This is a genomic window from Pseudogemmobacter bohemicus, assembly GCF_003290025.1.
Lineage (GTDB): Bacteria > Pseudomonadota > Alphaproteobacteria > Rhodobacterales > Rhodobacteraceae > Pseudogemmobacter > Pseudogemmobacter bohemicus.
This window is the reverse complement of the sequence record NZ_QNHG01000001.1, coordinates 1,605,583-1,620,821: the sequence shown is the minus strand read 5'-3', so window position 1 is coordinate 1,620,821 and position 15,239 is coordinate 1,605,583. Positions and strand designations below refer to the sequence as shown.

The 15,239-nt window shown below is 61.8% G+C and carries 15 protein-coding genes and 1 pseudogene; 7 read left to right on the top strand and 9 right to left on the bottom strand.

Annotation, left to right across the window (positions count from 1 at the left end; all coding sequences use genetic code 11):
- The first annotated feature begins 8 nt into the window (after positions 1-8).
- Complete coding sequence (locus DRF71_RS07785; RefSeq protein WP_198672090.1) at positions 9-2,138, top strand: heavy metal translocating P-type ATPase; 2,130 nt, start codon at positions 9-11, stop codon at positions 2,136-2,138.
- Between the two features lie 255 nt (positions 2,139-2,393).
- Here the strand turns inward: DRF71_RS07785 and DRF71_RS07780 are convergent, their stop codons facing one another.
- Positions 2,394-3,884 (bottom strand): hypothetical protein, encoded by a 1,491-nt coding sequence (locus tag DRF71_RS07780; protein ID WP_112309834.1) that lies wholly within the window; start codon positions 3,882-3,884, stop codon positions 2,394-2,396.
- Entirely contained in the window at positions 3,884-4,009 is a 126-nt protein-coding gene (locus DRF71_RS29010) for a hypothetical protein (RefSeq protein WP_269814343.1), read from the bottom strand. The genes DRF71_RS07780 and DRF71_RS29010 overlap by 1 nt, the downstream gene beginning before the upstream one ends.
- A 132-nt stretch (positions 4,010-4,141) precedes the next feature.
- Here DRF71_RS29010 and DRF71_RS07775 point away from each other — a divergent pair, with 132 nt between their 5' ends.
- The 5 genes and pseudogenes from DRF71_RS07775 to DRF71_RS07755 all read left to right on the top strand — a co-directional run.
- On the top strand, positions 4,142-5,095 hold the full coding sequence (locus tag DRF71_RS07775) for a DUF1403 family protein (protein ID WP_112309833.1): 954 nt from the start codon (positions 4,142-4,144) through the stop codon (positions 5,093-5,095).
- Positions 5,096-5,097: 2 nt separating this feature from the next.
- Positions 5,098-5,757 (top strand): SMC-Scp complex subunit ScpB, encoded by a 660-nt coding sequence (gene scpB, locus DRF71_RS07770; RefSeq protein ID WP_112309832.1) that lies wholly within the window; start codon positions 5,098-5,100, stop codon positions 5,755-5,757.
- Between the two features lie 215 nt (positions 5,758-5,972).
- Positions 5,973-7,031: a type IV toxin-antitoxin system AbiEi family antitoxin gene (locus DRF71_RS07765; protein WP_232831352.1), complete on the top strand. Its 1,059-nt coding sequence runs from the start codon at positions 5,973-5,975 to the stop codon at positions 7,029-7,031.
- Positions 7,032-7,033: 2 nt separating this feature from the next.
- Positions 7,034-7,891, top strand: a complete 858-nt coding sequence (locus tag DRF71_RS07760) for a nucleotidyl transferase AbiEii/AbiGii toxin family protein (RefSeq protein ID WP_112309830.1) — start codon at positions 7,034-7,036, stop codon at positions 7,889-7,891.
- 126 nt (positions 7,892-8,017) lie between these two features.
- Positions 8,018-8,356, top strand: a pseudogene (locus DRF71_RS07755) (transposase); the annotation flags it as partial.
- Between the two features lie 88 nt (positions 8,357-8,444).
- Here DRF71_RS07755 and DRF71_RS07750 read toward each other — a convergent pair.
- From DRF71_RS07750 to DRF71_RS07730, 5 genes are read right to left on the bottom strand one after another with little or no spacing between them, the layout of a single operon-like run.
- Entirely contained in the window at positions 8,445-9,632 is a 1,188-nt protein-coding gene (locus DRF71_RS07750; protein ID WP_157970980.1) for an MFS transporter, read from the bottom strand.
- Between the two features lie 14 nt (positions 9,633-9,646).
- The gene (gene arsH, locus DRF71_RS07745; protein WP_112309828.1) at positions 9,647-10,354 is read right to left on the bottom strand and encodes an arsenical resistance protein ArsH; all 708 of its coding nucleotides are present in this window, start codon (positions 10,352-10,354) and stop codon (positions 9,647-9,649) included.
- Positions 10,351-11,427: an ACR3 family arsenite efflux transporter gene (arsB, locus tag DRF71_RS07740; protein WP_112309827.1), complete on the bottom strand. Its 1,077-nt coding sequence runs from the start codon at positions 11,425-11,427 to the stop codon at positions 10,351-10,353. The genes arsH and arsB overlap by 4 nt, the downstream gene beginning before the upstream one ends.
- 16 nt (positions 11,428-11,443) lie before the next feature.
- Positions 11,444-11,875 carry an arsenate reductase (glutaredoxin) gene (arsC, locus tag DRF71_RS07735; protein WP_112309826.1) on the bottom strand — a complete coding sequence of 144 codons (432 nt, stop codon included), beginning with the start codon at positions 11,873-11,875 and terminating at the stop codon, positions 11,444-11,446.
- Positions 11,876-11,882: 7 nt separating this feature from the next.
- On the bottom strand, positions 11,883-12,413 hold the full coding sequence (locus DRF71_RS07730; protein WP_112309825.1) for a DUF6428 family protein: 531 nt from the start codon (positions 12,411-12,413) through the stop codon (positions 11,883-11,885).
- A 42-nt stretch (positions 12,414-12,455) separates the two neighbouring features.
- Here DRF71_RS07730 and DRF71_RS07725 point away from each other — a divergent pair, with 42 nt between their 5' ends.
- On the top strand, positions 12,456-12,785 hold the full coding sequence (locus DRF71_RS07725) for an ArsR/SmtB family transcription factor (RefSeq protein ID WP_112309824.1): 330 nt from the start codon (positions 12,456-12,458) through the stop codon (positions 12,783-12,785).
- A 216-nt stretch (positions 12,786-13,001) separates the two neighbouring features.
- Here DRF71_RS07725 and arsJ read toward each other — a convergent pair whose 3' ends face one another.
- Both arsJ and DRF71_RS07715 read right to left on the bottom strand, forming a co-directional pair.
- Positions 13,002-14,285, bottom strand: coding sequence for an organoarsenical effux MFS transporter ArsJ (arsJ, locus tag DRF71_RS07720; protein WP_112309823.1), 1,284 nt, complete (start codon positions 14,283-14,285; stop codon positions 13,002-13,004).
- A complete protein-coding gene (locus tag DRF71_RS07715; protein WP_232831351.1) occupies positions 14,285-15,238 on the bottom strand; it encodes an ArsJ-associated glyceraldehyde-3-phosphate dehydrogenase in 954 nt (317 codons plus the stop codon). Before DRF71_RS07715 ends, arsJ begins: the two co-directional genes overlap by 1 nt.
- Between the last annotated feature and the right edge of the window lies 1 nt (position 15,239).

The window sequence follows — 15,239 nt, the reverse complement described above, 5'->3', positions numbered from 1 at the left end:
GAACACGAATGACATCCAAAGATCCAGCATCACCGGGCCACCGCCCTGGCGCCGACCATTCCAAACACAACCACGCGGGCCATGATCATTCCAGGGGGGATCACGCCGGCCATAATCACGGGCCTTCGGGTGAAAAGCATGGGCCGGGCGACGGCCATGACCATTCACATGCCAATTTCCTTGGCCCGAACACCGAGATGATCTTTGCCCTTGCAAGCGGCGCGGCGCTCATCATCGGCGTGTTGATCGATAATTTTGTCGGAGCGGCCCCCGGCTGGCTGCCGACCGCACTGTTCCTGCTGGCCTATTTCTTCGGTGGCTTCTTCACCCTGCGCGAAGCCATCGACAATCTGCGCCAGAAGAAGTTCGAGATCGACACGCTGATGCTGGTGGCGGCGGCTGGTGCGGCGGCGCTTGGCGCATTCGCCGAAGGCGCGCTGCTGCTGTTTCTCTTCAGCCTTGGCCATGCGCTTGAGCATTATGCGATGGGCCGTGCCAAAAAGGCCATCGAGGCCCTGGCCGAGCTTGCGCCACCAACAGCAAGGGTGCGCCGTGATGGCGTGACCAGCGAAATCCCGGTCGAAGAGCTGGAGATCGGCGATACCGTGATCGTGCGGCCGAACGAAAGGCTGTCCGCCGACGGTTTCGTCATCCTTGGCAACAGCGCCATCAACCAGGCACCGGTGACGGGCGAAAGCATTCCCGTCGACAAGGCCCCGGTGGCTGACCCTGCGCTCGCGCGGGCGCGCCCGAATTCCGTCCTTGCTGAGTCGCGCGTTTTTGCCGGCACGATCAACGGCTCTGGCGCCATCGAGATCGAGGTTACACGCCGTTCGACGGAATCGGCCCTGGCCAAAGTCGTCAAGATGGTCAGCGAGGCGGAAACGCAGAAGTCGCCCACGCAGCGCTTTACCGAAAAATTCGAGCGGATTTTCGTGCCGGCGGTGCTGATCCTGGCCTTCGTGCTGTTGTTCGCCTTTGTGGTCATCGACGAGCCGTTCCGCGACAGCTTCTACCGCTCGATGGCGGTTCTGGTGGCCGCAAGCCCCTGCGCCCTCGCCATTGCCACCCCGAGCGCGGTGCTGTCGGGTGTGGCCCGCGCAGCGCGTGGCGGTGTTCTGGTCAAGGGCGGTGCGCCTTTGGAAAACCTCGGCTCGCTGACGGCCATCGCTTTTGACAAAACCGGCACCCTGACCGAGGGCAAGCCGCGCATCACCGATGTTGTGACCGCCTCGGGCGTCAGCGAAGATGAGCTGCTGCGCGTCACCGTCGCGGTTGAAGCGCTGAGCGATCACCCGCTGGCCCAGGCCATCGTCACCGATGGCACCGCACGGCTGAACGGCGCCGGGATTCCGGCGGCGGGCGATTTGAAGAGCCTGACCGGGCGCGGCGTCTATGCCACGATCGGCGGCGAGACGGTCTGGATTGGCAAAGCCGAGATGTTCGGCACCGATGGCATTCCGGCACTTGGCCAGGAGATGACGACCGCCGTCGCGCAATTGCGTGAGGCCGGGCGCACCACGATGGTCGTGCGCCAGGGCGGGCGTGACATGGGCGTGATCGGCCTGATGGATACCCCGCGCGAGGCCGCGAAACAGGCGCTGCTGAAGCTGAAGGACATCGGCATCACCCGGATGATCATGATTTCGGGCGACAACCAGAAGGTGGCCGATGCCATCGCCAAAGATGTCGGCCTGACCGAGGCCTGGGGCGATCTGATGCCCGAAGACAAGGTCGAGGCGATCAAGAAATTGCGCGCCAATGAAAAGGTGGCGATGGTCGGCGATGGCGTGAATGACGCCCCCGCCATGGCCAGCGCGACCGTGGGCATCGCCATGGGGGCGGCGGGCTCGGATGTGGCACTGGAGACGGCGGATGTGGCCCTGATGGCCGACAATCTGGCGCATCTGCCCTTTGCGGTCGATCTCAGCCGCAAGACCCGCTCGATCATCTTGCAGAACACGATCCTGTCTTTGGGCATTGTGGCGGTGCTCGTGCCCGCAACGATCATGGGTATGAGCATCGGCGCGGCCGTGGCGGTTCACGAAGGCTCGACGCTGATCGTGGTGTTCAACGCGCTTCGCCTGCTTGCGCTGCGCAACCGCTATGCTGAGAGCCCTGTGGCGGCACAGGCCTGAACCGCCCCCCTCTTCGCGCAGCCAACCAAAGCCGCACGAAGAGGGGGGGTATTCAGCCTTTGCCGCAAGAGGTCCGGACCGTTCTGCATCGCCGCCCTTCCCGCGACGAACAGTCTGCTTCGCGGGTGGCGTGTCCGGCACGGCGCATGAAAATAAAATAATACAATATTATCAGTATTTAAAAGAAATGACACAAGAGCTGGCGCGGTACACAACATGGTGTCAAGAAGAAAAGACTGACAACGAAAGGAAGCGTCACAGCCACCGCCCCCTGGTGCGGAGCTCGGACGCATGGACGCTGGGCGATAGTGTCGAGAACCTGACCCACACCGGCACGTCCGACATTGCCGGGACTGGAAACGCGCTTGGCAATACGATCATCGGACCCTCGGGGGGCAACCGCTCTCCGGCCTCAATGGGAAGACCGCCTTCTTTGGCGGGAGCGGTAGTGACACGCTTCTCGGCGGCGCCGCTAATGAAGTTCTGAGTTGAGGCGTTGGCAATGATCTCCTGACCGGTGGTGCCGGGGCTGACCGGAACAGGATCAAGCGCCAATTCATCGGCGAGGAAGTTGTCCGGCCCCCAATTGTCAGACAGGAAGGGATGCGGCTGCGAGGCGATGGTTTCATCCGGCTTGAGCGAGGCGAAGGTGATGATCACGCCGCCCAATTCGGTTTTCGGAACCGGCACCATCACGTTGATGGTCGCGGCCATATCGGAGCGCCGGACGTTTTCCTGAACACCGTTCGAGTCAGTGGCGCCGACGAGGTTACGACCGAACTGGACGCGCTGTTCCGAGAGGATGAAAGGCAAGTATCCGCTATCAACGGACATACCATGCGCATAGCGCACGGCAATTTCCTCGCCATATTCAGGGTTGTTATCGACAATCCCGCGCAGGACGCGAACGAGACTGTCTTTTTTCTCAGCATTGTAGAGATCGACAAGCGAGATGCCGCCAGCAGCGATCGCATCAAGCTGGACAAAGATAGGCTCAATGGCACCAGCGCCAACAGATCGCGCCGCAAGCGGCCGGTTTGGGATACTCACCGCAGCGGGAAGAATACCGTTAGCAACAACGTTATGGACGGGACTGGACGCAGATTGACCGGCAACGAGATTCCGCACGGGTAATTGCACAGTCGGAAGGCTCAGTTGCACCTCGCCGTTGATCCGGTCGTCGGGATCAAGAACGCCGTTCAGCAATTCAAGCGAGGTGCGGCTGATCAGCGCCGGAGTGATCGCGGTCGAGGCCGCGAGCAGCTTTGTCGCTTTGACATATTTCCGGGTCCGCAGGAAGTTGACAGCCGCGTTATGCCCGAGACTGATCATCTCAGAGACGCGCTTTTGCCCGGCGATGGAGCGCGGATTGATGCGGCAGCGTTTGGAAATCTCGTTTTCAGCCTCAATGCCGAAGAGCGGATTGCCAGAAAGGAACTTCTGCCTGACAACCTCAGTGATGCCGGGATAGTCGCCATCGGGGTTTTTGAGCGCTTCCAGGGCCTCGACGGGGACGTAAACCACCGTGAGCTCGGCATATATCGGCGTGACCATGCGGCCCGCGATGGGGTCCAGCTCAAACGTGATGTTCTGAGAGAGCATGCCGCCCTCAGAGGGGCGGATTTCGAACAGCCGCCAGAGTGCATCCTTATAGGACGACACAGGCTCTTGCGCCTCCGCAAGAACCGAGAGGCGGGAGGCGCGGGGTTCCAGCGAGATAAGCTGGAAATGAGCAGGCACACCCATCAGAAGGCTCCCGCGCAGAGGGCGTTGAAGTGCGCCGGATAGAAGGCGGAAAGGGTTCCACCGAGAAAGCCAAGCACCATGGGCACGATTGCCACAAGTGCTTTGCTAAGTAGTTGTTTTTGCATGTGTTTCTCCTGTTAAGGCGGAGAAACATCCGATAATTCAACATTATTGGACATATACACACCCAGACATGTGGTGCGGTAATTCGCAATAATACTGGCATAAAGCGCACATGCGCGCTAGCTTCCGGGGCTATGAACAAGAAGATTGAACCGGCATCGGGACACCATTGCGCCGCTTACCAAGTTCCTGCCTGGGCGGTACCGAGGGCCGCGGTCTCGTCGGATGTCGAAGCCTCCTTTATGGCAGGTAGCGCCTTGTCCGCACTGGATAATCTTGTGCGCAGCGAGACCTCCTGGAGTGGGGCATGGCGGCATCGTCTGGCGCTCAAAGCGGCGGCTGCAACGGTTCGGTTGCTGGGGCGTCGGGAAGACGAAAATGCGTTACGGGATGGCTGGTGCCTGCAACCGTCCGGAAGCGAGCCCGGACCGGCAGGAAATGTACTGCTAGCCTGGCGGCGGGTGTGCCGACGTTCGGCGTCCTTCGACGAAGAGCGGTTGCGGAGCGCCGCCGGGTTGCTCGGCGTCAGATGGACGGAAGCGCTCGGAGATCTTCCCGAGGTGCTCACGGAACTTCTGGGCTTCCAGGCGCCAGCCCCGGTCACGGCTGCCAGGGTAGCGACTGCCATCGTGGCGCGGCAGGCGGATGCGGAGGCTTTGGCATGGTGGGCCGCCGATCTCGCACTTTCGATGCGGATGCGATGGTCGTTGCCGGTCCCGGTTCTCGCGAACCAGATTCATGCTTCTTTCATGCGTTTTGGTCCCGGGAGGGGGCGGTCCCGGCCGGGCGGTGATGGTTTCGAGCGTGCGATCCTTCTTGCGGCGGCGAGTGGTGCGGCCGAGGCTTGTCGGCTGGCTGCCGGGATGGCCGTGATCGCGCAGCGCCTGGATCAGATCGAGCCGAAACTTCGGGCCAAAGGCGCTGGCGAGGTACTGGCTCTGCTACGTGGCGATGATGCGGTATCTGGCTCCTGGAGTTCGGCGAAGATGTCCCGTTGGGCGAGCAGGCGATTGTTCGAACGGTTGATGTCGGAGGGTGCGGTGCGCGAACTGAGCGGCCGTCCCGGCTTCCGGTTGTTCGGGCTCTGACCATGGCGCGCGCGGAAGGGATTGCTCTCGACACGGAGCTCGCGGATTTGCCGCAAGCACTGCGCTGGCGAACTTGGATGGGTCGGATTGAAGCCGTCCTCTTCGCCTCAGCCGATCCCGTCGGGCGCGAAGCATTGGCCGGGATTGTCGGGCGCGAGTGCAGCATCGATCTCCTGATCGAGGACATCTCCAGCGAGTTGAACGACCGGCCCTACGAGATAGCCCGGGTCGCCGGCGGCTGGCAGTTCCGCACGCGCGCCAGGTTCTCAGATGCAATCCGGGCCGTGCGTGGTAGCCTTGATGAGACGCGGCCACTCTCTCCGACCGAGGGTCTCGTGCTGACAGCGATCGCCTATCTGCAGCCGGTGACCCGTGGCGAGATTTCCCGGATGGTGGGGCGAGAGGTCAGCCGGGACGTGATCGGCCGCCTGCATCGCAACGGGTTCATTGCCCGTGGTCCCCGCAGTCCCGAGCCGGGTGCCCCCTATACATATGTGACGACGGCGGGTTTCCTAGAGCATTTCGGGTTGGACACCTTGCGCGATCTGCCGGACATGGAGGCGCTCGAGGATGCGGGCCTGCTGCAAAAGGACGGCGGTGGCATTTCTGACATGCCGGTCTTCGGAGAGGAGCGCGAGGCTACGGGGGAAGACGCAGAGTAGGCTACGAGGGTCTGTCCGTTCCTGCCGGCATTGGATTGCCAAGAGTTTCAGGGCGGCTAGGCGTTTGGCCGAACATGTCGATCTGGCAAGGCATCGGGAAATTTCAGCGATGTTGAGGTTTTCAACGTGTGCTGAAATGAAGGATTTCGATGAAATATCTTGCCAACTTTCACTGGTTGGCATAGTTTCAGCGAATGCTGAAAGGTGGTCGACCAGTGATAGGACTTGGAGAGCAAGCTCAGGCGGCCCTGCTGAGCCTGTTGGATCGTGTGCCCAGGCTCAACATTCATAGCCACACACTCGAGATGCATGTCGACAGGGATCACAGGCTGGATCTGGTGGTCGACATTACAGCTGGAGGTCAAGACTGGACGCTCGTCTGCGAGATAACTTCCAACGGACAGCCCCGCCATGTGCGGGCAGCTCTGCACGAAATGGACGAGTACCGTCAGCACAACAACTCCCAATGGGTCTCAGTTCTGATAGCGCCCTACCTGTCGCCACAAGCCCGAAAGCTCTGTGTCGATGATGACGTCAGCTATGTCGACTTGCATGGCAATGCTCGACTGATCTTTGGGAATACCTTCATCGAGCGCGAAGCTGCTGGTTCTCCGGCGGCAGAGGCACGTGAAATGAAGTCGTTATTCAAGCCAAAGGCGTCGCAGGTTCTTCGTGTCATGCTGCAGGATCCTGCGCGCCCATGGCGGGTCACGGATATCTCAGAGGCGGCAGGGGTCAGCATCGGGCATGTGAGCAATGTCCGGAATGCGCTGCTGGCGAGAGAGTGGGCCAGTGTTGTGGACGGTGGCCTCGCTATTTCGGAACCTGATCAATTGTTGGATGCTTGGGCTGAAGATTACGAGCCTCCGATGGGCAAGCGCCTGCGATTCTATACGCCACTCCATGGGAGCGCATTGCAACAAGCCATCGGGAAAGTAGTTGGCGCGCGAGCGAAAGGCGGCACAGTCGTTCTTGCGTCGTTTTCAGCGGCACAGTGGATCGCTCCGTTCGGGCGGCATTCCACGCAGTTTTTCTATTGTGACAATGATGGGCTCGAGCGTCTCGTCGCGGAACTGGGGCTCGAGCGCACAGCCAAGGGAGAAAATGTGGCGATCACGGTCTTGAAGGACGATGGCCTGTTCCGAGATACGATTATGCCTGCGGAAGGCATCCGTTGTACGGGTGCGGTCCAGACCTATCTCGATTTGTCTGCTAGCGGTGAAAGAGGTAAAGAGGCTGCTGAACATTTGCGGCAGGAGAAATTGAGTTGGTAGTAATGCCGCAAGACCCGCAATCTGCCAACGACTATGATGACCGCACCACCGAGGCAGTCAAAAGCGTTTTGATAGAAATAGGCCAGGTGCTCGGAAGTTTCCGTGGAAAGTTTGCGGTTATCGGGGGTGCGGTTCCCTGGCTCTTGCTCGAAAACGAGGAAATGCCTCATGTCGGCACGCTTGACGTCGATCTGAGCCTCGACGCAGAAGCATTGGGGGACGGTGAATACGCCACGCTGGTCGAAGCGCTAATGGCGCAAGGTTACAGTCAGCGAGCTGGCTTCAGAAGGTTTCAGCTCGTCCGGACCGTTTCGGCTCGTGACGACGGTCCTGGAATTGATGTCGTAGTTGATTTTCTGATGCCGCGCGACGCAGAGGTCGTGAAGAATAATCCGCCGATCATCGCAGACTTTGCTGTGCAGCGAGCCGACGGAGCAGATTTGGCCATTCGTTTTCACGAACTGGTCTCGATTGATGGCACCATGCCTAACGGCGGTCGCAACACCGTTGAGCTGGCGGTTTGTTCGGTGCCTGCTTTGCTCGCGATGAAAGGGCATGCGCTGCAGAACCGCCTTAAGCAGAAGGACGCCTACGACATATACTACTGCATCCGTAACTATCCCGAGGGTGTAGACGCCTTAGCCGCCGCGTGCAGGCCGTTGGTGGAGCACATCAGCGCAGTTACAGGATACCGCTACATCGACGGAAAGTTTGACGCCATTGAAGGCTTTGGTCCCACCAGCGTTCGTCGCTTTGTGGAGGACAGCCAGATACTGGGTGGCCGAGATGCGGATCAATGGCAGCGAGATGCCTTCGGTCAGGTCGATGCTTGGCTGAAAGCGCTTGGCCTGCGAAACTGAGGGCGTTTCGGGCTGTAGCTGTTCCCATCATACAGAAATGATGTCTAACTCGTCGCTGACCTGCGGCGGATCGAGAAGTCATGAACTGCGGGCATAGCGATATGACTCGCGCACGGTTGGATCTACGACGGTGCCTTTGACACAAGGGGATGCGACACCGCGATCCTGGAGCGCGGCGGCACAGCGGTCATACCCATCCGCAAGAGCGGCCGACTATGGAGGGAGAGCTGTCCCGCCCACGAGACCCTCAAGGCTGTACAACGCATAGGGCGGGCAGCCTGGAAACGCTGGTCCGGAGATCATGCCCGAAGTCGGATAGAGGCAAAGATGAAGTGTCTCAAGGCATTCGGGGAACGTATCGCATCACGTGATCCGGATCGCCAGACAGCTGAAGTCCAGACCCGCGTAGCACTCATGAACCGCTTCAATGCACTCGGCACCGCCGAGATCAAACGCGTAGCCTAATTACAAAGCGGAAAAGGAGCACATCTCAACAACGACCGATTTTTGCAACAAAGCCGACCAAGTGGATGCTCTGCCACTCTTCGTTATTTCACCTTGCACCATACTTCTCTGCCAGCCGAAGCTCACGATAAAGCCATACCAGCGCTCCAAGGCCGCACAGGCCCACCGTCATTACGATGCCGATAGCAAACGGCATCGAGGATGCTGAGGCAATCCAGGAAAATAGAAACGGGGCAGAGGCACCCAACACGCTGCGGATAGCGGCTAGGCGGCCCAGCCTCTGCCCTGTTCCCTCTGACCCGAACAACGCCACCGGCACCGCGCCGCGCACGATGCTCGACAGGCCCTGACCCGCACCGAAGCTGATCGCGAAGCAAACGGCCAGTATCATTGCCGGCCCCGGTAGCAGCAGGAGGGCGAGCGCCGCCGGGATGGCCGCACTGGACACGATGGCGACGAGGAGCGGATGCTGGTTGCGCCACAGGGTGGCATCCACCACCCGAATGGCGACCTGTGCCGGCCCCATCAGCATGGCAATCAGGTAGGATGAGCTTCCGAGGCCGAGAGATTGCAGGGCGAGGACAAGGTGGACACCCAGGGCCGAGATCGCCATGCCTGTCAGCCCAAAGGCGATCCCAAGAAGGATGAAGGCGCGCCGCGCGGTTCGGCCCTTAAGAGGGATGTATCTCTCGTCTGGTTTCGGCCTCTGCTCTTCAACCGCAGCCTTCTCGGCCGAACGTGGCGCCGCGGAGATCCAGCCGTGCAAGGGCACGGCCAGGAACAGGTGAAGTGCCGCAAAGACGAGGTAAGCTCCCTGCCAGCCGATCTCTGTGACAAGCCAGCCCGATACCGGCCAGAAGATCGTCGAGGCGAAGCCTGCGATCAGGGTCAGATTGGTGATCGCGCGCCGCGTGTCATTGGGCCTCTTCTGCGCCAGGACGGAAAACGCCGCGTCATAGAGGACCGCAAAGCTAAGGAGCTCGATCAGAAGTGTCAGGCCCCCGAACACATAGATGTTCGGGGATCCGGCGATGAGCAGGCTCAGCAGCGCCATCGCCAGGCTGCCCGCGCACATGACCTGCGCCCCGCCGAACCGGTCGATCTGACGCCCGAGCACCGGAGAGGCCAGCCCGCCGAGGAGAAGGCCCGCGGAGAGGATGCCGAATAGGACCGGCTCCTGCACGCCGAACTCGGCCGCAATCGCGGGCGCGAGGATAGGATAGGCGTAATAGATCGACCCGTAGCCGATGATCTGCGTGACGCCCAGGGCGGCCACGATTGGGGCTTGCCTCACGTCGCGGCCCCGAGGTTGAGGCGATGGTGCAATTTGGCCGCCGCCTCTTTGCGTTCGCTGTAGCGGTCGGTGAGGTGCCCGGAGATGTCCCGGGTCAGAAGGGTGAACTTCACCAGCTCTTCCATCACGTCGACCACCCGGTCGTAATAGGGCGATTGCCGCATCCTTCCTGCCGCGTCGAACTCCTCATAGGCCTTGGCGACGGAGGACTGGTTCGGGATGGTCAGCATCCGCATCCAGCGCCCCAAGATGCGCATCTGATTGACCGCATTGAAGCTCTGGCTGCCGCCCGAGACCTGCATGACCGCCAGTGTCCGGCCTTGGGTCGGGCGGACCGCACCCATGGACAGCGGAATCCAGTCGATCTGGCTTTTCATGACGCCGGTCATCGCGCCGTGGCGTTCCGGGCTTGTCCAGACCTGGCCCTCGGACCAGAGGCAAAGCTCGCGCAGCTCCTGCACCTTCGGGTGATCGGCATCGGTCTCATCCGGCAAGGGCAGCCCTTTAGGGTCGAACACCCGTGTCTCGCAGCCAAAGTGCCGGAGCAGCCGTTCCGCTTCCTGGGTGAGAAAGCGGCTGTAGGACCGTTCCCGCAGCGAGCCATAGAGGAGCAGAATGCGGGGCGGGTGGCCGGATGCGGGGCCGGTCAGGTCCGCTAGTGACGGCAGCTGAACGGCATCAGTCAGGTTCGGCAGATCGGTCATGCGCGGACCTCCTCAGCCGGAGGCGCGTCCGGGAACCAGCGCCGCCCGAGCCGCAGGGCGACATGGACCAGCAGGATCAGCGCGGGCACTTCGACCAAGGGGCCGATCACCGCGGCAAAGGCTACGGGCGAGGCGAGGCCGAAGGCGGCGATGGCCACCGCGATGGCCAGCTCGAAGTTGTTCCCGGCCGCCGTGAAGGCGATGGCGGTGGTGCGCGGATAATCCGCCTGGATCATCCGGCCCATGGCGAAGCTGACCAGGAACTGGATGATGAAGTAGAGCGCCAGCGGCACGGCGATGCGAAGAGCATCCGTCGGCAGCGCGACGACATCGCCGCCTTTCAGGCTGAACATCGCCACGATGGTAAACAGAAGCGCCGCCAGGGTGATCGGGCCGATGCGCGGCAGGAAGGCGGTTTCATACCAGGCCTCGCCTTTGTGCGCGACGAGGATCCGGCGGGTCAGGAAACCGGCGAGGAACGGGATTCCAAGATAGATCAGCACCGCCTCCGTGATCGTCCAGAAGCTCACGTCGATCACGCTTCCCTCCAGCCCGAACAGCGGCGGCAGGACCGACAGGAAAAACCAGGCGTAGGCCGAGAAGAACAGGATCTGGAACACCGAGTTGAAGGCGACCAGCGCCGCCACATACTGGCCGTCGCCCCGGGCGAGCTGGTTCCAGACCAGCACCATGGCGATGCAGCGTGCCAGCCCGATCAGGATCAGTCCGGTCATGTATTCCGGCTGATCGTGCAGGAAGATGACGGCGAGAACGAACATCAGGACCGGACCGATGATCCAATTCTGGATCAGCGACAGGATCAGCACCCGGCGATCCTGGAACACCCGCGGCAACTCCTCATACCTGACCTTTGCCAGGGGCGGATACATCATCAGGATCAGGCCGATGGCGATCGGGATATTGGTCGTGCCGATCGAAAGGTCGTTGAGTGCGACCGGCAGCCCCGGCCATACAGTGCCCAGGGCGATGCCAATCGCCATGGCCGCAAAGATCCAGAGCGTCAGCCAGCGGTCCAGAAAGGACAGCCGTCTGGTCGGTTGAGGGGACGTCATAAGGGATGAACTCCGTTCAGGGCGCTTCCGGCAGGACGCGATTTCCATTCGCATCGACCACCGGCTCGCCGTCTTCTTTCGAGAATGCGCCCAGCTGGGGCGGCAAGAGATCCAGCACCGCCTCGGAGGGGCGGCAGAGACGCACCCCCTTGGGGCTCACCACGATGGGACGGTTAATCAGGATCGGATGTTCGAGCATCGCATCGAGGATCTGCGCCTCCGTCATCGCCGGGTCGCCAAGACCCAGCTCTGCATATGGCGTGCCTTTCTCACGCAGCAGCGCGCGAAGCGGGATGCCCATCCGCGCCACCAGGCTCTCCAGCATGATCCGCGACGGCGGGGTCTTCAGATATTCGATCACATGCGGCTCGATACCGGCATTGCGGATCAGCCCGAGCGTGTTCCGGGAGGTGCCACATTCCGGATTGTGGTAGATGATGACGTCCATTCCCACATCACCCGCAGCAGCTCTGTTTCGCCACGGGTGCGCAGCAGGCCGAAGCGGCCTTCTGGTCATCAAGCCAGCGGTCGCGTGGTTTGCAGCTTGCCGGGCGCGGTGACAGCGCAACGATCACGCGGTCGTCCGCGAGGCTGGGGTAAGCCGCGCGATGCAGTTGCATCGGCCTCACCGCGTCACTGACCTCGAAGGTCAGTTTCGCCTGTGGGTCGAGAGACACATGATCGATAACCTTGCCGATGATCCTGGTGAAAAGTCCTGCGGGCATATGCGCCCGATCCTCATTGACGTCCCAGAGCTGGACGAAGATCTCCGTCCAGGCCTCCGGGTTTCCGCCGCAATCCAGCGCGCGAAACTGCCCGGCCTTCACCTCGGTGACGTGGTAACCGGGTCGCACCTCCTGGCCGTCATAGGTGAAGACCAAGGGCCGATCCTCGACGTTGCGGAGGGCCTCGAGAAGCTCGCCGATGGTGATATCTTGCGGGTCGGCCGCGCCGGTCGGCGCGCCGATGTTGCTTTGGACCGTCATTTGCGATACCTATTGATTCGACACTTCTAGGATCGTCAAATAATGGATGAACGTCAAGCGCTCTTGTCCTTCGGGGCCCTGTCTCAGGAAACCCGCCTGCGCATCCTGCGGATGCTGGTCGTCGCGGGGCCGGAAGGTTTGGCTGCGGGCCTGATCGCCGAACAAGCCGGGGTCACCGCATCGAATGTCAGCTTCCATATGAAAGAGCTGGAGCGTGCGGGCCTGGTGTCCTCGCGCCGAGAAAGCCGGTCGATCCTCTACACCGCCGAGTTCGATGCCCTGAACGGCCTGCTGCGATTTCTAATGGAAGACTGCTGTGCGGGAAGGGTCTGCCTGCCGGATGCGTCCTCTCCGGGTAGCGAGGAGCGCTAAAACTCGTCTGACACCCAGGCGGGTATACCCTCCCAAGCTCGCCCGAACCTATCTCACAATTCCGCGAAGATAGGCCACGATATCTTCACAGCCGTTGGGTGTCTTGAACGTATTATTCGAGTGAGCAGATGGATCGTTCGCGGCCATCTTCACCCAAGCCGCCGGAGCTACCAGGAAAGTCGGGTCCGACGCCTCAGAGCGATGCGGCGCTTTCTCCTAGGCAGATTTGGCGGAAGAGGTGGTTTCGAGGCCGGGTGTCGCGTCCGGCTTCAGTCGTTGGATGGCGAGCCAGCTGGCCAGTGCCATCACGCCCGAGGTCGCGAGGCAGAGCGGCAGGCCGCCGAACTGGTAGCTCAGGCCAGAAAGCAGCGTTCCGAGAAGACGGCCCGCCGCATTGGCCATGTAGTAGAAGCCCACATCCATGGTGACCCGCTCATTCTTCGAGAAAGCGAGGATCAGGTAGGAATGGACCGCGCTGTTGACGGCGAAAACGAAGCCGAAGATCAGCAGTCCGGTGACGATCGAGGCCGTCAGCCAGATCGCCGGAGCCGGCGAGAGGAAGGCGAGCGCCGCCAGGGCAAAGGGGATCGGCACCAGCAGCCCGGCCCACCGGATCGCGGCGCGTTTCGGGTCGGTCGCGGACCTGACGATCTTCGGGGCGAAGCCCTGGACCGCGCCATAGGCGATGATCCACAGTGCCATGAAGCCCCCGATCAGGAAGAAGGCCTCGCGCCGCCCCTCCGCGGTGCCATCGGACAGCACGGCCTGGAAGTAGATCGGGATGCCGACCACGAACCAGACATCGCGGGCCCCGAACAGGAACATCCGCGCCAGGCTGAGGCGGTTGATCAGCGGATCGCGCGACCACACGCTGCTGAATTTCGTGCCTTTCTTACCGACTGGCAGGCCCTTCGGCAGGAAAATGGCCGTGGCGATCAGGATCACCGCCAGGACGGCCGCCATGGACCAGATGGCCACCGCGAAGCCGGCAAGGCCAAGGAGCGCCGCGCCGAGGAAGAACCCGGCGCCCTTCACCGCATTCTTCGAGCCGGTGAGAATGGCGACCCAGCGGAAGAGCCCGCCTTCACCGGATGGCGCGAGCAGCTTGACCGCCGACTTCGAGGACATCTTGGCCAGGTCCTTCGCGACGCCACTCGCGCCCTGGACAGCCATGACGAAGGCCACCGATGCGGCAACGCTCCAGGATGGATCGAGCTGGGTCAGCGCGGCCAGGGCAGCAATCTGGAGGGCGAGCCCGCCATAGAGCGTTGCGGCCAGGCCGAACCGGGCGGCGATCCAGCCGACGCAAAGATTGGTGATGATCCCGGCCATCTCGTAGAGCAGGAACAGATAGGCAAGCTGGATGGGCGAGAACCCGAGGCTGTTGAAATGCAACAGCACCAGCATCCGAAGCGCGCCATCGGAGAGCATGAAGGCCCAATAGGCGGCGGTGACCGCCGCATAGGCCCGAAGCGGGTTGGAGATCGCGCTCTCGGCCATCACAGCGACCGTGCAACCAGACGGGTAACGTCCGCCAGGCGACAGGCATAGCCCCATTCGTTGTCATACCAGGCATAGACCTTCACCTGGGTGCCGTTCACCACCATGGTCGACGGGGCATCGATGATGGAGGAGCGGGGGTCGTTCAGATAGTCGGTCGAGACAAGGGGACGGGTTTCATACCCGAGGATCCCCTTCAGCTCGCCCTCCGCCGCGGCGGCGAACAGCCCGTTCACCTCTTCCGCCGTTGTCGGTCGTTCGACCTCGAACACGCAGTCGGTCAGCGAGGCATTGAGCAGCGGCACGCGGACCGCGTGGCCGTTCAGCCGCCCCTTCAGTTCCGGGTAGATCATCGTGATGGCCGTGGCCGAGCCCGTAGTGGTCGGGATCAGGTTCATCAGCGCCGAGCGGGCGCGGCGCATGTCCTTGGCGGGCCTGTCGACGATGGTCTGGGTGTTGGTCACGTCATGGATCGTGGTGATCGATCCATGGCGGATGCCGATGTTCTCATGGATGACCTTCACCACCGGCGCGAGGCAGTTCGTGGTGCAGCTGGCCGCGGTGATGATCGCATGCTCGGCAGGGTCATAACGGTCGTGGTTCACCCCGTAGACCACATTCACCGCCTCTTCCGACTTGACCGGCGCGGAAACCACGACCTTTTTGACCCCTGCCGCGAAATACGGCGCGATCTTTTCGGCGGTCTTGAAGACGCCGGTGCAGTCGATCACCAGATCGACGCCCATCTCAGCCAAGGGCACATCTTCGATGCGCTTGGCCGAGGTGAGGCGGACGTGCCGACCCTTCAGGGTGAGGCCGTCCTTGTCGTGGCCTACCGGTGTTGCCCAGCGGCCATGGACGCTGTCAAACTCGAGCAGGAGCGCATGCTGAGCCGGGTCGCCCACAGCATCGTTGATCAGCACCAGATCGCCTTCGGCGCCGGTGTCGATCAGA